At 63.6% G+C, this 19,308-nt stretch carries 21 protein-coding genes and 1 tRNA gene; 11 read left to right on the plus strand and 11 right to left on the minus strand.

Features of this window, described 5'->3' with window-relative positions:
• Position 1: 1 nt before the first annotated feature.
• The 3 genes from surE to ASC75_RS04155 all read left to right on the plus strand — a co-directional run bounded on the left by surE (position 2) and on the right by ASC75_RS04155 (position 2,922).
• A complete protein-coding gene (gene surE, locus ASC75_RS04145) occupies positions 2-760 on the plus strand; it encodes a 5'/3'-nucleotidase SurE (protein ID WP_055970800.1) in 759 nt (252 codons plus the stop codon).
• Positions 757-1,410, plus strand: a complete 654-nt coding sequence (locus tag ASC75_RS04150; RefSeq protein WP_055970802.1) for a protein-L-isoaspartate(D-aspartate) O-methyltransferase — start codon at positions 757-759, stop codon at positions 1,408-1,410. Before surE ends, ASC75_RS04150 begins: the two co-directional genes overlap by 4 nt.
• 228 nt (positions 1,411-1,638) lie before the next feature.
• Positions 1,639-2,922 carry a M23 family metallopeptidase gene (locus ASC75_RS04155; protein WP_055970803.1) on the plus strand — a complete coding sequence of 428 codons (1,284 nt, stop codon included), beginning with the start codon at positions 1,639-1,641 and terminating at the stop codon, positions 2,920-2,922.
• A 78-nt stretch (positions 2,923-3,000) separates the two neighbouring features.
• Here ASC75_RS04155 and ASC75_RS04160 read toward each other — a convergent pair whose 3' ends face one another.
• Entirely contained in the window at positions 3,001-3,873 is an 873-nt protein-coding gene (locus tag ASC75_RS04160) for an ATP-binding protein (RefSeq protein ID WP_055970805.1), read from the minus strand.
• A 181-nt stretch (positions 3,874-4,054) separates the two neighbouring features.
• Between ASC75_RS04160 and yajC the strand changes: the two genes are divergently transcribed.
• The 4 genes from yajC to ASC75_RS04180 are packed head-to-tail and all read left to right on the plus strand — an operon-like array spanning position 4,055 to position 8,231.
• Positions 4,055-4,393: a preprotein translocase subunit YajC gene (yajC, locus tag ASC75_RS04165; protein ID WP_055970807.1), complete on the plus strand. Its 339-nt coding sequence runs from the start codon at positions 4,055-4,057 to the stop codon at positions 4,391-4,393.
• Between the two features lie 51 nt (positions 4,394-4,444).
• Complete coding sequence (secDF, locus tag ASC75_RS04170) at positions 4,445-7,006, plus strand: protein translocase subunit SecDF (protein ID WP_055970809.1); 2,562 nt, start codon at positions 4,445-4,447, stop codon at positions 7,004-7,006.
• A 6-nt stretch (positions 7,007-7,012) separates the two neighbouring features.
• Entirely contained in the window at positions 7,013-7,399 is a 387-nt protein-coding gene (locus ASC75_RS04175) for an Mth938-like domain-containing protein (protein ID WP_055970811.1), read from the plus strand.
• A gap of 34 nt (positions 7,400-7,433) precedes the next feature.
• Positions 7,434-8,231: a phytoene/squalene synthase family protein gene (locus tag ASC75_RS04180; protein ID WP_082496396.1), complete on the plus strand. Its 798-nt coding sequence runs from the start codon at positions 7,434-7,436 to the stop codon at positions 8,229-8,231.
• An 8-nt stretch (positions 8,232-8,239) separates the two neighbouring features.
• Here the strand turns inward: ASC75_RS04180 and ASC75_RS04185 are convergent, their stop codons facing one another.
• Both ASC75_RS04185 and trmFO read right to left on the minus strand, forming a co-directional pair.
• Positions 8,240-8,761 (minus strand): GNAT family N-acetyltransferase, encoded by a 522-nt coding sequence (locus ASC75_RS04185; protein ID WP_055970815.1) that lies wholly within the window; start codon positions 8,759-8,761, stop codon positions 8,240-8,242.
• A gap of 14 nt (positions 8,762-8,775) precedes the next feature.
• The gene (gene trmFO / locus ASC75_RS04190) at positions 8,776-10,185 is read right to left on the minus strand and encodes a methylenetetrahydrofolate--tRNA-(uracil(54)-C(5))-methyltransferase (FADH(2)-oxidizing) TrmFO (RefSeq protein ID WP_055970817.1); all 1,410 of its coding nucleotides are present in this window, start codon (positions 10,183-10,185) and stop codon (positions 8,776-8,778) included.
• Between the two features lie 94 nt (positions 10,186-10,279).
• Between trmFO and ASC75_RS04195 the strand changes: the two genes are divergently transcribed.
• Entirely contained in the window at positions 10,280-10,885 is a 606-nt protein-coding gene (locus ASC75_RS04195; RefSeq protein WP_055970819.1) for a hypothetical protein, read from the plus strand.
• A 482-nt stretch (positions 10,886-11,367) separates the two neighbouring features.
• On the opposite strand, the gene ASC75_RS25085 is transcribed toward ASC75_RS04195, so the two are convergent.
• Together ASC75_RS25085 and ASC75_RS25090 are read right to left on the minus strand one after the other, a co-directional pair.
• Complete coding sequence (locus ASC75_RS25085; protein ID WP_018427695.1) at positions 11,368-11,508, minus strand: DUF1127 domain-containing protein; 141 nt, start codon at positions 11,506-11,508, stop codon at positions 11,368-11,370.
• Positions 11,509-11,559: 51 nt separating this feature from the next.
• The gene (locus ASC75_RS25090) at positions 11,560-11,700 is read right to left on the minus strand and encodes a DUF1127 domain-containing protein (protein ID WP_082496386.1); all 141 of its coding nucleotides are present in this window, start codon (positions 11,698-11,700) and stop codon (positions 11,560-11,562) included.
• Between the two features lie 220 nt (positions 11,701-11,920).
• Here ASC75_RS25090 and ASC75_RS04200 point away from each other — a divergent pair, with 220 nt between their 5' ends.
• Both ASC75_RS04200 and ASC75_RS04205 read left to right on the plus strand, forming a co-directional pair.
• Positions 11,921-13,024 carry a DUF2157 domain-containing protein gene (locus tag ASC75_RS04200; RefSeq protein WP_055970821.1) on the plus strand — a complete coding sequence of 368 codons (1,104 nt, stop codon included), beginning with the start codon at positions 11,921-11,923 and terminating at the stop codon, positions 13,022-13,024.
• Positions 13,021-13,629: a GDYXXLXY domain-containing protein gene (locus tag ASC75_RS04205; protein ID WP_055970823.1), complete on the plus strand. Its 609-nt coding sequence runs from the start codon at positions 13,021-13,023 to the stop codon at positions 13,627-13,629. Before ASC75_RS04200 ends, ASC75_RS04205 begins: the two co-directional genes overlap by 4 nt.
• 51 nt (positions 13,630-13,680) lie before the next feature.
• Here ASC75_RS04205 and ASC75_RS04210 read toward each other — a convergent pair.
• Positions 13,681-13,765, minus strand: a tRNA-Leu gene (locus tag ASC75_RS04210).
• A gap of 342 nt (positions 13,766-14,107) precedes the next feature.
• Between ASC75_RS04210 and tig the strand changes: the two genes are divergently transcribed.
• Positions 14,108-15,565: a trigger factor gene (tig, locus tag ASC75_RS04215; RefSeq protein WP_055970967.1), complete on the plus strand. Its 1,458-nt coding sequence runs from the start codon at positions 14,108-14,110 to the stop codon at positions 15,563-15,565.
• 92 nt (positions 15,566-15,657) lie between these two features.
• On the opposite strand, the gene radC is transcribed toward tig, so the two are convergent.
• The 5 genes from radC to ASC75_RS04240 all read right to left on the minus strand — a co-directional run bounded on the left by radC (position 15,658) and on the right by ASC75_RS04240 (position 19,292).
• Complete coding sequence (gene radC, locus ASC75_RS04220; protein WP_055970825.1) at positions 15,658-16,410, minus strand: DNA repair protein RadC; 753 nt, start codon at positions 16,408-16,410, stop codon at positions 15,658-15,660.
• Positions 16,411-16,446: 36 nt separating this feature from the next.
• The gene (map, locus tag ASC75_RS04225) at positions 16,447-17,274 is read right to left on the minus strand and encodes a type I methionyl aminopeptidase (RefSeq protein WP_055970827.1); all 828 of its coding nucleotides are present in this window, start codon (positions 17,272-17,274) and stop codon (positions 16,447-16,449) included.
• 144 nt (positions 17,275-17,418) lie between these two features.
• Positions 17,419-18,129 (minus strand): SH3 domain-containing protein, encoded by a 711-nt coding sequence (locus ASC75_RS04230; protein ID WP_162244889.1) that lies wholly within the window; start codon positions 18,127-18,129, stop codon positions 17,419-17,421.
• A gap of 109 nt (positions 18,130-18,238) precedes the next feature.
• Entirely contained in the window at positions 18,239-18,463 is a 225-nt protein-coding gene (locus tag ASC75_RS04235) for an alkylphosphonate utilization protein (RefSeq protein ID WP_055970831.1), read from the minus strand.
• A gap of 103 nt (positions 18,464-18,566) precedes the next feature.
• Complete coding sequence (locus ASC75_RS04240) at positions 18,567-19,292, minus strand: GntR family transcriptional regulator (protein ID WP_055970833.1); 726 nt, start codon at positions 19,290-19,292, stop codon at positions 18,567-18,569.
• Positions 19,293-19,308 lie beyond the last annotated feature (16 nt).

Raw genomic sequence — 19,308 nt, forward strand, 5'->3', positions numbered from 1 at the left:
CATGCGCATTCTGCTGACAAACGACGACGGCATCCATGCCGAGGGCCTGGCTGTCCTGGAACGGATCGCCAACCAGCTGTCGGATGATGTTTGGGTGGTGGCGCCCGAGACCGACCAGTCTGGCTACGCCCACTCGCTGTCGATCTCGGAGCCGCTTCGCCTGCGCAAGATCAGCGACAAGCACTATGCGGTGAACGGCACGCCGACCGACTGCGTCATCATGGGTGCGCGCAAGATCTTGCCCGAGCCGCCGGACCTGATCCTGTCGGGCATCAATTCGGGCCTCAACGTTGCCGACGACGTGACCTATTCGGGCACGGTCGCCGGTGCCATGGAAGGCGCGCTGATCGGCATTCGCTCGATCGCGCTGAGCCAGGCCTATGTCTACGAGAACGAAGAGCGCATCGTGCCTTACGAAACGGCGGAAGCGCTCGCGCCGGCCCTGCTGAAGAAGCTGATCACCACCGAACTGCCGATCGGCGTTCTTCTCAACGTCAATTTCCCGAACTGCCCGCCCGAAGAGGTGACCGGCCCCGTCGTTGCCAGCCAGGGCAAGCTCTCCTACGGCATCTGGGTTGAGGAGCGGCGTGACGGTCGCAGCCTGCCATACTACTGGCTGCGCTTCGGCCGCGACGAGCCGGAGGTCAAGCCGGGCACCGACCTTCATGCCGTGCGCAACAAGCAGATCTCGGTGACGCCGCTCAAGCTCGACATGACGGCGCATGAACTGCGCGATCAACTGGCCAAGGCAATTGCATGAACATGATGCCGGACGACCGTGAGGGCTTCGCCGCCTTTCTTCTTCGCCTGCGTGGGCGCGGCATCGTTCCGAAAAATCTGATTGCTGCCATCGAGGCAACGCCAAGGCGGGATTTCATCGCCGGGCAGTTCCATTCCCTGGCCTGGTCGAATCGCATGCTGCCGATCGAATGCGGCGAAGCGATCGAAGGCGCCGACCTTCAGGCAGCGGTGATCGCGGCCCTCAACATCGAGCCGGGCAACCGCGTGCTCGAGGTGGGCACCGGTACAGGCTACACGGCTGCCGTGATGGCACGGCTGGCCGGCCGCGTCATCACCGTCGATCGTTTCAAGACGCTTGCCGAACAAGCGCGCCAACGCTTCGAACTGCTCGGCATCAACAATGCGCTGGTGCGCCAGGCAGACGGCTCGAACGGGCTGCAGGGCGAGGGGCCGTTCGACCGCATTGTCGTATGGGCCGCCTTCGACAGCCATCCGCGCATGTTCGTCGACCAGTTGTCTAGCGGTGGCACGATGATCGCGCCGATCGGCCCGGAAGAGGGCGAACAGGTGCTGTGCAAGCTGACCAAGATCGGAAGCCGATTCGAGCGTGAGGACCTGGGCGTCGTTCGGCTGCAGCCCCTGGCACGCGGCGTCGCTGCCGTCATCTAGGCCTGAAGGTCAGGCCGTGCCGGCCTGACCTGAGCCCGGCACGTTTGGGCCAATCCCCGCAAAACCTCCCTGCGCCTGTCAGAATGGCACCCGCCCAGCCCAGAGCTGGGCTGCTGTCGCCATGTGGTTGGCGAAGCTTTTGATTTATTTGATCCCCTTAACTGACCGGTAACATTAACGCGCTTTAATCAAGCCTAGTTGGTATCGGGTAAAGCGCGGGTCAGTGCGATGCGTTTCAGTATTTTGAAGGCGAATAAACGCTCTATGGTGCGCGGCGGCGCCGTTCTGCTGGTTGCCGGCATGGCGGCGGGCTGCAGTTCCGGAGTGTCTCGATTCGGCGGCGGTGGCGTCGACGACATCTTTACGGCATCGACGCCCAACCAGCGCTCGATCATCAGCCAGCAACAGCAGCCGCAGCCCTATCCAGGCGAGACGCAGGCAGCACCGCTCGCGGCCAGCAATTCAGGCTCCGTGAGCCGCGGCAGCCTGCAGCCGGTGTCTTCGCAGTCCTTGCCGGCTCCCGCGCCAGCTCCGGTCAACGCAGCCCAGGCACCCGCCCTGGCGCCGGCCGTCGATCGCACGACGACGGCAACCGTTGCCCAGGCTCCCGCTCAGCCCACGCAGGACAACGTGCTCAAGCTGCCTGGCAAGAAGCCGCTTCCGGCAAACCAGCAGCCGCTGTCCACGGACAAGGTTGCCGTGCTGCCGCAGCAGCCCAAGGCTAAGGCAGGCGGTGCGCTTGCCCAGATCGACTCCTCGGCCGACAAGAATGCCAAGCCTGCCGGCGCAGGCGGCAGCTACAAGGTTGCCGAAGGCGATACGCTCAACCGCATCGCCAACAAGCTTGGCGTTACCACGGCAGCGCTCAAGCAGGCCAACGGCTTGCAGGATGGCCGCATCCGCATCCGCATCGGCCAGTCGCTGAAGGTGCCCGGTGCCGCCGGCGCGACCGTTGCCAAGGCAGTACCTGCCGCCGTCGATCCGGTGGTGACCAGCACTTCTGCTCCGGCAAAGCCCGCTGTCGCGGCGGCAAAGCCGGCCGCCGAGGCGCCGACGGTTGCCGCCTACACGCCGCCGAAGAAGGACAAGCTGGTGCAGCAGGCCGAAGAATCGGCCGAGGCAGCGCCCAACGCCACCGGCATCGACCGCATGCGCTGGCCAGTGCGTGGCCGGGTCGTTGCCAGCTACGGCAAGGGCGGCGGCAAATCGAATGACGGCATCGACATCTCGGTGCCGGAAGGCACTCCGGTCAAGGCGGCCGAAAACGGCGTCGTCATCTATGCCGGCGACGGCCTCAAGGAATTCGGCAACACCGTACTGGTGCGCCACGAGAACGGACTCGTGACCGTCTATGGCCATGCCAGCGAACTGAAGGTGCAGCGCGGCCAGAAGGTGAAGCGCGGCGATGAGATCGCGCTGTCTGGCATGAGCGGTTCGACCGATGCGCCGAAGCTCCACTTCGAAGTGCGCAAGAACTCGACGCCTGTCGATCCGAGCGGCTTCCTCGAATAGCGGGTGCCCTGACCTCCAATTTGCCCGCCAGCTTCGCCCGTCCCGACCAGGGGCGGGCGTTTTCGTTGGCAGGCGGGATCAGTCCTTCAGCGGCTTGCCCAGCCGACCGGCGAGATCCTGGATGAACTGCCAGGCGACGCGGCCCGAGCGGCTGCCGCGGGTCGTTGCCCATTCGAGCGCCTCGGCGCGCAGGGTCTCGGGGTCGCCTTCGAAGCCATGGTAGCGGGCATAACCGTTGACCATGTCGAGATACTCGTCCTGCGAGCATTTGTGGAATCCGAGCCACAGGCCGAAGCGATCCGACAGCGACACCTTTTCCTCGACGGCTTCGGACGGATTGATCGCCGTCGAGCGCTCGTTGTCGATCATGTCGCGCGGCAGGAGATGCCTGCGATTCGACGTTGCATAGAAGATGACATTGCCCGGCCGGCCCTCGACGCCGCCTTCGAGCGCTGCCTTGAGCGACTTGTAGGAGGTGTCGTCATGGTCGAACGACAGGTCGTCGCAGAACAGGATGAAACGATAGGGGGCTGCCTTGAGCAGGTTCATCAGCTTCGGCAGCGTGTCGATGTCCTCGCGGTGGATTTCGATCAGCTTGAGCGGGGCGAGGCTCTTGCCCGAGGCGTTGATGCTGGCGTGCGCCGCCTTGACCAGCGATGACTTGCCCATGCCGCGCGCGCCCCACAGCAGCACGTTGTTGGCGGGCAGGCCGGTGGCGAAGCGCTCGGTGTTGTCGACAAGGATGTCGCGCACACGGTCGACGCCCTTGATCAGGCCGATGTCAACGCGGTTGACGCGATTGACCGGTTCGAGATAGCCGGGATCGGCAGCCCAGACGAAACAATCGGCGGTGTCGATGTCCGTTTCCGGAGCGGCGGGCGGCGCCAACATCGCCACCGCGGCAATCAGACGGTCGAGTTTGTCGTTGAGTGTTTCGATCGCCTTTTCCATGACCAATCCTGTCCATCTCTACATTTCAGCAATGCGCGACGCTGTAACACGCTCAAATTGCGCGGAAAAGCGCCGCGGCTTGGGCCAAGCGCAGTTGCATTGGTCGCTTTAGCGACTATATTCCGCGCACATTTGCGGGGTCCCGGTGTGCGGTATCCCGATACTTTCTCAGGAGACATTCATGTTCGTCACGCCGGCATACGCACAGGCCACCGGGGGAACGCCCGACGTTCTCGTTAGCATTCTGCCGTTTGTGCTGATCTTCGTGATCATGTATTTTCTTATCATCCGCCCGCAGCGCACCCAGCTCAAGAAGCGTGGCGAGATGCTGTCCGCGATCCGCCGCGGCGACACGGTTGTCACGGGTGGCGGTTTCGTCGGCAAGGTGACCAAGGTCATCGACGACAATGAACTCGAGGTCGATCTGGGCAACGGCCTCAAGGTGACGGCGCTGCGTGCGACCATCTCCGACGTTCGGGTCAAGGGCGAGCCGATCGCCAACCAGAACGCCAAGAAATAACCGTATTCGAGGCGGAACGCACCGCTTTCACGCCTTAACGGACGAGGCCATATGCTCTATTTTTCGCGCTGGAAGACGATCTCGATCTGGGCCGTCGTGCTCCTCGGGGTAATCTTCACCATCCCGAACATGCTGACCCAGTCTCAGCTCGATTCCCTTCCGGGATGGTTTCCCAAGCGCGCGCTGACGCTTGGCCTCGACCTTCAGGGCGGTTCGCACATGCTGCTCGCCATCGACAGGCAGGACCTGATCGATGAGCGGCTGCAGACGACCCGCGACGATATCCGCACCATGCTGCGCGATGCCAAGATCGGCTATACCGGCCTGACCGGCACGGGCAAGACGGTCCAGGTGCGCATCACCGACACCAACGAGCTTGAAGCGGCCAAGACCGCGCTTGCCACCCTGGTTGCGCCGGTATCGTCGAGCATGTTCGGCGCCGGCTCGGTGACCGAACTTGCGCTCGAAGAGCCGGAACCCGGCCTGTTGCGCTATACTCTGACTGATGCCGGCATCGAATATCGCGTCTCCAACGCCGTCACGCAGTCGATCGAGGTCGTTGGCCGCCGCGTCAACGAACTCGGCACCACCGAGCCGATCATCCAGCGTGCCGGCGCAGACCGCATCCTTGTCCAGGTGCCGGGCCTGCAGGACCCGACCCGCCTCAAGGAAATCCTCGGCAAGACCGCCAAGCTCACCTTCCAGATGGTCGACCAGTCGATGTCGCCGCAGGAGGCCCTGCAGGGCCGTCCGCCGGCAGGTTCGACGGTGATGTATTCGCAGGACGACCCGCCCATTCCCTACCTGATCGAGAACCGTGTCATCGTCTCCGGCGAAAACCTCGTCGATGCACAGGCGACGTTCGATCAGCGCACCAGCGAGGCTGTCGTCTCGTTCCGCTTCGACGGCAAGGGCGCCTCGCGCTTCGGCCAGGCAACCCAGCAGGGTGTCGGCCGCCTGTTCGCCATCATCCTCGACAACCAGGTGATCTCGGCCCCGCGGATCAACGAGCCGATCCTCGGCGGATCGGGCCAGATTTCCGGCAGTTTCACGGCTGAAAGCGCCAACGATCTTGCCGTGCTGCTGCGTGCCGGTGCGCTGCCCGCCGACCTGACGATTGTCGAAGAGCGTACCGTCGGCCCGAGCCTTGGTGCCGACTCGATCTCGGCCGGCAAGTTTGCCTCGGTCATTGCTGGTACACTCGTCGTTGGCTTCATGCTGGTGGCCTATGGCACGCTCGGCATCATCGCCAACATCGCACTTGCCGCCAACGTGGCGCTGATCATCGCAATCCTGTCCATCCTCGGCGCAACGCTGACGATGCCCGGTATCGCCGGTATCGTCCTGACCGTCGGCATGGCGGTGGACTCCAACGTCATCATCTACGAACGCGTGCGTGAAGAACGACAATTGGGTCGATCTCTGGTGCAATCGCTCGATTCAGGCTTTGCGCGAGCGCTGGCGACCATCGTCGACGCCAACTTCACCACCTTCATCGCCGCGCTGATCCTGTTTTATCTCGGCTCGGGTCCGGTGCGCGGCTTCGCCGTCACGCTGGCCATCGGCATCGTGACGACGGTGTTCACTGCCTTCACTTTGACCCGCTGGCTGGTCTCGATCTGGCTGCGCCGTGTAAAGCCCAAGGAACTGCCGAAGGGCCTCGTGCGCTTCGTGCCCGACAACACCAAATATTCGTTCATGTCCTTGCGCCGCTATGCCTTCACGCTTTCGGCGCTGGCATCGCTGGCAGCGATGACCCTGTTCTTCACCATGGAGATGAACTACGGCATCGACTTCCGAGGTGGCACCAGCATCGAGGTGCAGTCCAAGAGCGGCACGGCCAGTTCGTCCGAGGTCCGCGCAAGGCTGAGCGAACTCAACATCGGTGACGTCCAAGTCCAGGAATTCGGCTCCGAAAGCACCTTGCTGATCCGCGTCGAGGGCCAGAAGGCCGGCGACAATGCCGAACAGAGCGTGGTCGAGAAGGTGCGCGGCGAACTTGCCAGCGACTACGAGTTCCGCCGCGTGGAATCGGTCGGGCCGACGGTGTCGAGCGAACTCGCCTGGTCGGGTACGATCGGCGTGGTGACCGCGATGCTGGCAATGCTGATCTACATCTGGTTCCGCTTCGAATGGCAGTTCGGCATGGGCGCCATCCTGGCCACCATCCACGACGTGACCATGATGATCGGACTCTATGTAGTGACCGGCATCGAGTTCAACCTGACCAGTATCGCGGCGATCCTGACAATTGTCGGTTATTCGATCAACGACACTGTCGTGGTTTACGACCGCGTGCGCGAAAACCTGCGAAAATACAAGAAGATGCCGATCGAGCAATTGCTCGACCTGTCGATGAACCAGACGCTTTCGCGTACGGTGCTCACCGGCGTGACCACGCTGCTGGCCCTGATTTCGCTCTACCTGTTCGGTGGCGAGGTCATCCGCTCGTTCACGCTGGCGATGATCTTCGGCATCGTCGTCGGTACCTACTCGTCGATCTTCGTCGCTGGTCCGCTGCTCATCCTGTTCAAGCTGCGGCCCGACAGTGTCGAGGCGGACGACAAGGACAAGCCGGCGGTGCCGGCCGGCGCCCAGCCGACCAAGTCGTAACGGGCCATGGCTGGACTGATCATCCGCGAGGCGCATTTTCCCGGGCGAGCACCCGTCGACGCTTATGGCGACGGCGGGTTCCGCTTTGCGGACATGTCCCATCGCGGATCGATCCTGTGCCTGCCGTCCGGCATCTACGGCTGGCAGCCGGCTGATCCGCTGGCGCTGACGCCGGCGGACTTCGACAAGCTCCTGGCGGAAGCCGCCGACGTGGAAATCTTGCTCGTTGGCATGGGCAAGGAATTGCGCCGCTTGCCCGAGGCCCTCAGGGCGGCCCTCAAGGCAGCGAAGATCTCCGCCGATCCGATGTCGACGGGTGCTGCGGTGCGTACCTACAACGTGCTGCTCGCCGAAGACCGCGCCGTGGCTGCTGCCTTCATCGCTGTCGACTGACGTGGCCAGGGCGAACGACGCGACGGGGTCTCTGTTGGACGCGGTGCGCGTTGCCGACCGCGACCGGTATCTCTCCGTACTCTACGCACCCGAGCAAAAGCGACAGGCGCTGCTGGCGCTTTACGCCTTCAACGCCGAGATTGCGGCCATCCGCGACCGCGTCAGCGAGCCGATGCCGGGCGAGATCAGGCTGCAATGGTGGCGCGACGTCATCGCCTCGGGCAGCGGCGAGGTGGGTGCGGGCCATCCTGTTGCCGGCGCCCTGATGGTTGCGATCGCCACCCATCGGCTGCCGATTTCCGCCTTCGACAACTATCTCGAAGCCCGCATCTTTGACCTCTATGACGATCCGATGCCATCGCGCACCGATCTGGAGGGCTATTGCGGCGAGACGGCCTCGGCGATGATCCAACTCGCCGCTCTGGTTCTCGATGCCGAAGAGGCGCCCAAACATGCCGAACTGGCCGGCCATGCCGGTTGCGCGCAGGCGATCACCGGGCTGTTGCGGTTGTTGCCGGTCCACAGCGCCCGCAGCCAATGTTATGTGCCGCGCGACATCCTGGCTGCTGCCGGCACGACGCCGGAAGAGTTCGTCGCCGGCGGCAAGGCGCCGTCGTCGAGGAATGCCATCCAGGCGATGACCGCGCTCGCGCGTGAACATTTCCGCGCCTTCGAACGCGGCGCCAAATCCCTGCCGGCCAGCTTGCGCCCGGCCTTCCTGCCGCTGTCGCTGACAGGCGCCTATCTCGACCGGCTGGAACGCGGCAAGGACGGCATGTCTTCGCTGCGCAAGCATCTGTTGATGCTGAAAGCGGCGTCGCGCGGCTGGTAGTAGGGAGCTCAGGCGGCTCCGTCGTGGTCTTCGCGTCGGGTGAAGAACAGGAAGCGGTCGAGACCACGGGAGTTCACGTAGGAACGCATGTCACGGTGTAGCCGCCGGGCAACGCTTGCCGAAGCGGTGTTGTCCGTGGCGACGATCGAGCCGATCTCCATTTCGTCCCGGGCGGCGAAACCATAGGCCATCGCGGCGCGGGCGGCTTCGAGCGCGATGCCGAGGCCGCGCCAGGCGGGAGCGACATGGTAGCCGATCTCGAGGATGCGAACGCCGCCCGCGTCCTGCCAGGTCGGGCCGCAATCGCCGACCAGTGCGCCGCTCGCCTTGTCGATGATCGCCCACAGCCCGAAACCATCCTGGCGATAGCGATCCCGGTTTCTGCCAATCCATTCGATGGCGGCGTCTTCCGATGTCATCTCGGGGTAGAACCGGCGCGCATAGTCGTCGGCAAAGACGGCCAGGATGGCCGCCCGATCGCCAGGCACCATCTCCCGCAAGATCAGGCGCCTGGTTTCGGCCGGAACCATTTTCTTGCCCCTTATTATTCCGCCGCTTGCGCTGCTTCGGCAAGGCCGAGCCAGACGCGGCAGTCGACCAGCGCGCGGGCCGTCATCGCCTTCTTCTTGGCAATGGTCTTTTCCTTGCCGCGCAGGCGCTTGCCTTCGACCTTGGGTGCTTCCATCACTGGGAACAGCCCGAAATTGACGTTCATCGGCTGGAACGAGCGCTTGCCCGGTTCGTCGTCCGAGACGATATGGCCGCCGGTGATGTGGTTGAGCAGCGCGCCGAAGGCCGTGGTGGCAGGCGGCGCCGACATTGGCTGGCCGAGGCGTTCGGCAGCGGCGAAGCGCCCGGCAAGCAGGCCGATGGCGGCGCTTTCGACATAACCCTCGCAGCCGGTGATCTGGCCGGCAAAACGCAACCCCGGTCGCGACTTGAGCTGCAGCGTCGGATCGAGCAGCGTCGGCGAATTGAGATAGGTGTTGCGATGCAGGCCGCCGAGGCGGGCGAATTCGGCGTTTTCCAGCCCCGGGATCATCCGCAGCACGTTGACCTGCTCGCCATGCTTCAGCTTGGTCTGGAAGCCGACCATGTTGTAGAGCGTGCCCAGTGCGTTGTCCTGCCGCAACTGGACGACGGCATAGGCCTTGACCGTCGGGTTGTGGTCGTTGGTCAGCCCCATCGGCTTCATCGGCCCGTGGCGCAAGCTCTCCCGGCCACGCTCGGCCATGATCTCGATCGGCAGGCAGCCGTCGAAATAGGGCGTGCCTTCCCATTCCTTGAACTCGGTCTTCTGGCCGTCGAGCAGTGCCTGGACGAAGGCCTCGTACTGCTCCTTGTCCATCGGGCAGTTGATGTAGTCCTTGCCGGTTCCACCGGGGCCGACCTTGTCGTAGCGGGACTGGAACCAGCAGATATTCATGTCGATGCTGTCGAAATGGATGATCGGCGCGATGGCGTCGAAGAAGGCGAGTGCGTCGGCACCGGTGCTTGCGGCGATGGCATCGGCGAGCGACGGAGCGGTCAGCGGGCCGGTGGCGATGATCGCCTGGTCCCAGTCGGCGGACGGCAGGCCGGTCACCTCCTCGCGCACGATGGTGATCAGCGGATGGGCTTCGAGCCGGGCGGTGACGGCGTTGGAAAAGCCGTCGCGGTCGACGGCCAGCGCGCCGCCGGCGGGAACCTGGTTGGCGTCGCCCGCGCTCATGATCAGCGAGCCGGCAAGCCGCATCTCCGCATGCATCAGTCCGACCGCGTTGGTCTCGGCGTCGTCCGAACGGAAGGAATTGGAACAGACCAGTTCGGCCAGGCCTTCGGTCTTGTGCGCGTCGGTGCCGCGAACGGGGCGCATTTCATGCAGGATCACCGGCACGCCGGCCGAGGCCGCCTGCCATGCTGCTTCCGATCCGGCGAGGCCGCCGCCGATGATGTGGATGGGTTTTGTGCTCATGGTGGCGGGAATAGTCCCTTGGCCCGCCGAATGCAACGATTGCGCCGGCTGATACGGGGTTGCGGCTGCCGCGGGACAACTTCTAAGATGCCGCATGATGCGGCTTTCAATCTCTCATCTGCTCCTGGCGGGCCTGGTATCGATCTCGACCGTCGGCGCCGACTCCAGGCCGAGCCATGCAGCGCCGGGCACGAAGCGCATCGACATCTGCCATGGCTATGGCTGCGCCTTTCGTTCGCGCCTCGACCTCGGGCCGGGCGACGCGAAGCGGTTCGCCTCCATTCTGGCCGCGGGCCGGTCCTCGCCGAAAGCCGAGCGTGCGGCGATCGCACAGGCCGTTGCGTATTTCGAGAAGCGGGCGCAGCAGGTGACCGGGGTACGTGACGCACCCCGGTCGAAGTTCGGCGCTTCGAAGATCAAGGGCCAGATGGATTGCGTCGACGAATCGACCAACACCGAAGCGCTGCTGCGCTATCTCGGCGGGCGTGGCCTGCTCAGGCACCACAAGGTCGAAGCGAAGACCTCGCGCGGCTTCCTGCTCGATGGCCGGTACCCGCACTGGACAGCCGTTGTCCGCGCACCCGACGGCGTGAAGTGGGTGGTTGATTCCTGGTATGCCCCGATGGGCGGCGCGCCAGACATCATCCCGCTCAGCGACTGGAAGCAGCGCGGCGTGCTCGAAAGCGGCGCGCTGAACTAGAGCAGGGCCTCGACACGGGCTGGAGCGGGATGCTTTGACAGGCCCAAAAACAACAACACCCGCCGGGGGAGGAGATCCGGCGGGTGTCGTTTTTGGTGGTCAGCCTTCTGGGAGGAGGAAGCTGACCTATTCGCCTTTGCCGGGGAGGAGGTCGGCGCGGGCAGAATTCTTTTCGCCAGTTCAAAGAGGGCGAAGCTCTCGGGTAACAACACCTGCCGGGGGAGGAGGATCCGGCAGGTGTCGTTTTTGGTGGTCAGCCTTCTGGGAGGAGGAAGCTGACCTATTCGCCTTTGCCGGGGAGGAGGTCGGCGCAGGCAGAATTCTTTGCGCCAGTTCAAAGAGGGCGAAACTCTCTGGGGTAACGACACCCGCCCGGGGAGGAGGTCGGGCGGGTGTGTTAGGGTGGTCAGCTTATCGGGAGGAAGAAGCTGACCGGATCCGTCATGGCCGGGGAGGAGGTCGGCGTTGACGGAAAGCTTGAATTAGATTGCGCGGCGGGCGATCGACTGGATCTCGCCACGATTGATGCCGAGATCGGCAAGCTGGCGGTTCGACAGACGGCCAAGCTCGTTCACCGTCTCGCGATAAGCGCGCCAGTTACGGTAAGTGCGGAGCAAGTTCATTTTAGTTCTCTTTTCGGTTCGGACAGGTGGGTCCAGTGGACCCGGTTTCGGTTAGATGGCTTTACGCGCCACGAAGTGGATGTCGCTGCGGGTGATGCCGAGGTCGGTCAGTTCACGGTTCGACAGGCGGCTCAACTCGGAGACAGTGTCACGGTAGCGGCGCCAGTTGCGGTAGTTGCGGATCAGGTTCATCTTCGTTTTCCGTTCGTCTTCATTTCTCTTCTGTGTACGGGGCGTAGATAGGATGGCCTTGCTCAAAATTGAAGCGCTATGCTCGCATGGCAGCAATGCGTTTTGTGCATTGCAGCATTAATGGGCATTAAGGCTTCGGTCATAATTGTGACCGAATCGGAAATTCGCCATGAGGACAACGGCTTGGCCGTGACAGACGGCCGGCAGGGGGACGCGATTTATGGCGAGCTACGCCACCAAGCTGAAGAGCGACATCGGCCGCTGGGTCGAAACCGGGCTGCTGGACCGGGCAACCGCGGACGCGCTTGTTCGTGACGTCGAGGACAATGAGCGCAGCGGCCTGAATTTCGGTTCGATCCTCGCGATCATGGCGGCGCTGCTGTTTGCTGCCGCCATTCTCATTCTGGTCGCCGCCAATTGGGAAGCCATCCCGCGCATTGCCCGCGTCGGCGCGCTGTTTGCCGTCATCTTCATCGGGTATGTCGGCGGCGCCTTGCTCAAGCAGCGTGGCCAAGGTGGTTTCGGCGAAGCGCTGTGGCTGGTCGCTGCCGCGGCTTTCGGCGGCTCGATCGCGCTGATCGGGCAGATGTATCACTTCGCCGGCGATGAAAGCACAGCCGTCGTCACCTGGTGCATCGGCACCGCGGTCGCCGCCGCGGCGCTGCGCTCCAACGCCTTGACCGTGGCCGCCGTTGGCATCGCCGATGCGTGGCTGGTGCTGAAGGGGTTCGATATCTTCCGCCGCACGGAGTTTCCGCATCTCTTCATTGTGTTCCTGGCGGTGTTCTGGGCGCTGTCGTTCTGGACGCAGAGCCGCGCTGCCCGGCATCTGATCGCCCTGTCTGCCATTCTATATGCAGTGCTGCTCGGCTTTAACCACGAGTCGCTGGAGGTTGGAGTGGTGCTTGCGCTGGTCTCGGCGGTGCTTCTCGCCGTTGCTGCCCTGGCCCCGGATGCCGTGGAACGCATCGTCCAACTCGGCGGACGGCTGCCTTTGCATGCATTGATCGGCTTTATTTCCGGCATAGGCATGGTGCAGGTTGACCAGGTCGAGGACGGCGGCTTTGTCATTGCGGCCGCGGTTGCATTGGCGGTCATCGCAGCGGTCATCGTCTTCCTTGGCCGCGAGAGCCGCGGCTTGCGCTGGATTGCCTATCTCGGCTTCGCCTTCGAACTGGCCATCGTCTATCTCGTCACCGTCGGTTCGATGCTGGGCACGGCCGGCTTCTTCTTCGCAGCCGCAATAATCCTGGCAGGGCTCGCTTATGCGATCATCCGCATCGAACGGCGGATGAGGCCCGAGCCGGTCCGAGGAGCAGCATGATGTCCCGCTACAAGCTCGTCATTGCCGCAATTGTGCTGGCGCTCGCGCAAATCGGTTTTCTCGGCTGGATGATCGCAGGCCGCGCGGCGATCCTGCGCGACGGCAAGGAAGTGCTGCTCAAGGTCGAGCCCGTCGACCCGCGCGACCTGTTGCGCGGCGATTACGTCCGGCTCGGCTACGACATCTCGCGCATAGAGGTGGAGAAGATCGCCAACCTGCCCCAGGGCGAGCAGGCGTCGGTCGAAGGACCGATCGTCGTTCGCCTGAAGAAGGATACGGACGGTTATTGGCGCGCAACCTCCGCCTCGCTCGGCACCGACTCGACGGTTGCGGCTGCCGACGAAGTCGACATCCGTGGCGAAGTGACTGATGGCTGGAGCCTGACCCCGGGCTCGACTGTCCGTGTCGATTACGGCATCGAGCGCTTTTATGTGCCGGAAGGCGAGGGCCTGGCGATCGAGGAGGAGATGCGCAAGCGCAACTCCGGCTCTGAACCCGAATTGCGCAGCTTCGGCATCAAGGTCGCCGTTGCCAGCGACGGCACCGGCCAGATCAAGGCATTGATGGACGGCGACACCATGCTGTTCGAGGAGCCGCTGTACTGAGCCGTCAGATGCGTGGCCGGGCGGTTGGTGGCAGGGCGGGCTGGGAGACTGTGGTGCGGATGATAGGAGTCGAACCTACACGCCTCTCGGCACTGGAACCTAAATCCAGGGCGTCTACCAGTTCCGCCACATCCGCATGCGAACGCCAATCCCATGCTGCCATCATTCTGTCAATCTCGGAGCGGAAATGACCTCGGCCGGGAGAAACCGCGAAGATAGTTGAAAATTCGGCCCGCCTGTGACAAAAGGCCTGTCGAGTAAGATGGGACGCAAGTATCCGTCTCTGCAGGATGCGATAAGAAGTCGGAAAAACAACAGCTTATCGTAATCTTCGGACGACGGCGGAACAAACGGACCGCATATGGCGGACCTGGATGCCGATTTGCGAACTTGAAGCCATCCCCGGCAAACGAATTCCGGCAGGCTGAACGGCAGGACGCCGTCTGAGCCGCGCCATACGTAAAACAAAGGTTTGATGATGCAGGTCACCGAAACGCTCAACTCCGGCCTCAAGCGCGAGATCAAGGTCTCGGTTCCTGCCGGCGACATGGAAGCCCGCCTCGAGAAGCGGCTTTCGGCCGCCAAGGACAAGGTCCGCATCAACGGCTTCCGTCCGGGCAAGGTGCCGATGCAGCACATCCGCAAGATGTACGGCAAGTCCTTCATGGCCGAAGTCGTCAACGAGATCCTGACCGACTCGACCCGCACGATCATCGCCGAGCGCGGTGAAAAGGCTGCGATGCAGCCCGACGTCGTGATGACCGAGGACGAGAAGGAAGCCGAGAAGATCCTGGCCGGCGGTGTCGATTTCGAATTCTCGCTGAGCTACGAAGTCATCCCGGCGATCGAGATCAAGGATTTCACTGACATCAAGGTGTCGCGCCCGGTCTACGACGTTCCGGAAAGCGAGATCGACGAGCAGGTCAACCGCGTTGCCGAGTCGGCGCGTTCCTATGAGCCGAAGACCGGCAAGGCCGCCGAAGGCGACCGCGTCACCATCGACTATGTCGGCAAGATCGACGGCGTTGCCTTCGACGGCGGCACGGGCGGCGACCAGCCGCTGGTGCTCGGTTCCAAGGAATTCATCCCCGGCTTCGAAGACCAGCTGATCGGCGCCAAGGCCGGCGACGAGAAGCTCGTCACCGTGACCTTCCCGGAAAACTACCAGGCCGCTCATCTCGCCGGCAAGGAAGCGACCTTCGACGTCACCGTCAAGGAGATCGCTGCCCCCGGCAAGCTCGAGGTCAATGACGAGACCGCCAAGAACCTCGGCCTGGAATCGCTCGAGAAGCTGCGCGACATCGTTCGCGGCCAGATCGAGAACCAGTTCGGCGCCATGACGCGCCAGAAGGTCAAGCGCCAGCTGCTCGACCAGCTCGACGGCGCCTACCAGTTCGAGGCACCCTCGAAGCTCGTCGAAGCCGAATTCGGCAATATCTGGAGCCAGGTGACCCGCGACCTCGAGATCGCCGGCCGCACCTTCGCCGACGAAGAGACGACTGAAGAAGAGGCCCGCGCCGAGTACCAGCGCCTGGCCGAGCGCCGGGTGCGCCTTGGTCTGGTTCTCGCCGAGATCGGCGAAAAGGCCGGCGTGACGGTCAACGACGAAGAGCTGCAGCGCGGCCTGTTCGACACCGTTCGCCGCTACCCGGCCAGCCAGCAGCAGGAAGTGTTCGACTTCTACCGCAACAACCCGTCGGCGCTGGTCAACCTGCGGGCGCCGCTGTTCGAGGAAAAGGTCGTCGATCACCTGCTGTCGCAGGTCTCCGTCACCGACAAGAAGGTGAGCAAGGAAGAACTGCTCGCCGACGACGAGGACGAGGGTTCGGAAAAGCCGGCGAAGAAGGCTGCGGCCAAGAAGGCTGACAAGGCCGAGGGCGAAGAGCCCAAGAAGAAGGCTCCGAAGAAGAAGGCCAAGGAAGCCGACGCCGAATAAGGCGACACTCCTCAGATCGAACGGGCCGCTGGAGAAATCCGGCGGCCTTTTTTGTTTCATGCCGTCGCGGGCGCTGCGGCCGCAATCATGAGCTAGATCAGCAACAGCCCCTTCATGCTGGCAAAGCCGTTCTTGCCGATGATGATGTGGTCATGCACCGCGATGCCCAGTGGCTTGGCCGTATCGATGATGGTCCTGGTCATCTCGATATCGGCGCGCGACGGCGTCGGGTCGCCGGATGGGTGGTTGTGGACGAGGATGATCGCGGTTGCCGACAGCTCCAGCGCGCGCTTGATGACTTCGCGCGGATAGACGGGCGTGTGGTCGACGGTGCCGGTCTGCTGCACCTCGTCGGCGATCAGGACGTTTTTCTTGTCGAGGAACAGGATGCGGAACTGCTCGCGCGCTTCGAAGGCCATCGACGCCCTGCAATAGTCGAGCACCTGGTTCCACGACGACAGCACTTCGCGGCGGCTGATCTCGCCGCGGGCCAGGCGCCTTGCCGCAGCCGCGACGATCTTGAGGTCGAGCGCGACCGATGGCCCGATGCCTTTGACCTCCTGCAGCAGGTGGGCTGGAGCGCCTAAAACTTCGGCAAGCGTGCCGAAGCGGGCGAGCAGGGCCTTGGCCACCGGCTTGGTATCCGAGCGCGGGATAAGCCTGAACAGAAGCAGTTCGAGCAGTTCGTAGTCGGCAAGCGTTTCGCCGCCCGCGGTCGAAAACCGCTCGCGCAGCCTGTCGCGATGGCCGAGATAGTGGGGCTTTTCCTGGGTGGCGGCGCGCTTGATCGTCGGCAATGGCCGCTCGCCGAAGAAACCGCGCTCGTCGTGCTCGTCGCTTGCCATGCCGCCCCCGCCGGAATGAAGCCGGCGAAAGCGATATTATGCGGGCAGGCCCGGCCGGTCGAGCCCCTTGGGCGACAGCGTGAAGATCTCGCAGCCGTCGGCCGTCACGCCGATGGTGTGCTCGTATTGTGCAGACAGGGAGCGGTCGCGGGTGACCGCCGTCCAGCCGTCGTTCAGCACCTTCACGTGCGGCCGGCCGAGATTGATCATCGGCTCGATGGTGAAGATCATGCCTTGCCGCATCTCGACGCCTTCGTTGACGTTGCCATAGTGCAGGATGTTCGGCGCATCATGGAAGAGGGCGCCCACGCCATGGCCGCAGAAGTCGCGCACGACGGAGCAGCGCTCGGCCTCGGCATATGTCTGGATGGCGGCGCCGATGGCACCGGTGCGCGCGCCCGGCCGCACCGCCGCAATGCCGCGCATCAGGCACTCATGCGTGACTTCGAGCAGGCGCTCGGCAGCGCGCTTGACGGTGCCCACCGGGTACATGCGGCTCGAGTCGCCGTGCCAGCCATCGAGGATGTAGGTCACGTCGATGTTGACGATGTCGCCATCCTTGAGTGGCTTGTTGTCGGGAATGCCGTGGCAGACGACATGGTTGATCGAGGTGCAGCTTGACTTGGTGTAGCCGCGATAGTTGAGCGTGGCGGGCATTGCGCCGTGGTCCATGCCGAACTCGAAGACGAAGCGGTCGATTGCATCGGTGGTGACGCCGGGCGCCACGCGGTCGACCAGTTCGTCGAGGCATCGGGCAGTGAGCGCACAGGCCTTGCGCATGCCTTCGAAGGCGTCCGCGCCGTAGAGGCGGATCTGGCCTGTGTTCCTGAGGGGCGCCGTGGCGGCGTCGAGATAGCTGACCATTGACCTCTGCCGGACTATGTCTGGGGCTGCCCGCAGCGGGGGTGCGAGCCATTGCCGCAGATTTGGCACCGGATGCGTTTGGTTTCAACCCGCAAAGCCCAAACCGCTGCGATATGCGTCGTTTCGGCAGCAAAAATTGCCTTGTCAGCCCGGTATGGCCGTCTTTCCCGGCTGCGCCAGTTGCTGCCTGGGCCGTGGCGCGCCTGGATCGGCTGGCCGCAAATTCTCGCCGTGGACCCAGCCCTTGCGGCCGGAGGCAGAGACGAGCGTCCATTTGCCGTCGCGGGCAAAGACGCGGACACTTTCGCCCTGCTTCAGGCTGGAGGTGACGGGCGCCGACATGTTGGGGCGCCGGCGCAGATAGACCGTCGTGCTGGTGTAAAGCACGTTGAGTTGGGGTGCTGCCTCGGCCTTTGGTTTGGCCGCTACGGATTTCGCGGTCGCAGCGGAGGTGGTCCTGGGGCGCGGCATAGGCGTCGGTGCCCGCGAGATGGAGCCGGTCTTGATGTCGGCGGGTGGCCGCAGGGCGGAGTCGGATTGCGGCGTCGGCTGCCGCGTACTGGGCTTGGTGCCAGATCGTTCGACTTTCGATGCCTGGGCGCTGGCCAGCTTTTGCTGACTCGTCTTGGGCGGGTTTTTCGCTTCGCGCCGTGGGACCTCTGCTTTTGGCCGCACGACGTTGGCATCGGACTGGGGACCGACATTCGCTTTGGGCCGGACGGCAGCGGCTTCCCTGGGAGGCGTGGCAGGGTTTTTGGGGCGGCTCGCTGCCCTTGCCGGACGGTCGTCGACCCGCGCCTTGCTGGGCATGTCCTGGGTCATCGCCCAGCCGCCCGCTGCAAACGCTCCAAGCACCAGCCATCTCAGTTTCGGAAGCGCGAATCCACCCATGCGCCGAGTCTGGACCCGAGAGCTTAAAACCGCGTTGACGCGCCTGTTGCGCCAGATGCGTAGGGCAGGCGGGTCAGGCCTTTTTCAGGAACTCGGTCTTCAGCACCAGTCCCTTCACCTGCTTGGTGTTGCATTCGACCTCGCCGGGGTTCCCATTGAGGCGGATGTTCTTGACCAGCGTGCCGCGCTTGATGGTCTCCGAGGTTCCCTTGACCTTCAGATCCTTGATCAGGGTCACGGAGTCGCCGTCGTTGAGCTGCGAGCCGTTGCTGTCTTTCACGATGACGTCGTCGGACATGATTCTTCCTTCCGCTGCCGGGTAATGTTGCAGTCGGATTAGGGCCTTGGGCGAGGCGCGTAAAGTGCCTGGGGAGCCACCTCGCCGTTCGAGATTTCCCGGGTCACGCCGCCCCGACGATTTCGAGCTGTTCTTCCAGGAGCCGCAGGGTCGTCTGGTACTGGTTGACCAGCTGCTCTTTCGCCAATTCGACATTGCCGTCGATGGTCGCCTCCATGATCAGGCGATGTTCTTCGTTGGAATCGCGGCGCGGCGTCGTCGCGATGATCATCGAGATGTATCTGTAGCGCTCGGCATGATCCATCATCTCGTTGCAGTAGTTGATCAGCAGCGAGGAGCCGCAAGCCGCAATCAGCGCGTTGTGGAAGGCGCGATGCTTGATTTCCCATTCCGAATTGTCGCCGCCTTCCTCTGGCAGCCGGACCTTGGTGCGCGACAGGCGATGATAGGTGAGGATGACATTGTCCTCCCACGCCTGGGTCCGGTTGGCGATGGATTCCTCAAGCGCCTTCGCTTCAAGCCAGCAGCGCGTCTTGACCAGCTCGCGCAGGCTGTCGAGCGACAGCTGCGGCACCGAGAAACCGCGCTGCTCGTGGCGATCGACGAGGCGCTCGGACGACAGCCGGTTGAGCGCCTCGCGAACCGGATTGGTGCCGGCGGAATAGCGTGCCGCGACCTGGTCGATCTGCAGCTTCTGGCCGGGCTTGAGCTCACCCTTGAGGATGTCCCGGCGCAGGTGCTGGTAGACGAAGGTCGCCGTCGTCACCTTTTCGGCACGGCTGCCTTCGCCAGCTTTCGACTCGGCTAGAGCCTGATCGACCAGTGTCATGCGTTGCCCAATCTAT

This window comes from Aminobacter sp. DSM 101952 (assembly GCF_001424795.1).
Lineage (GTDB): Bacteria > Pseudomonadota > Alphaproteobacteria > Rhizobiales > Rhizobiaceae > Aminobacter > Aminobacter aganoensis.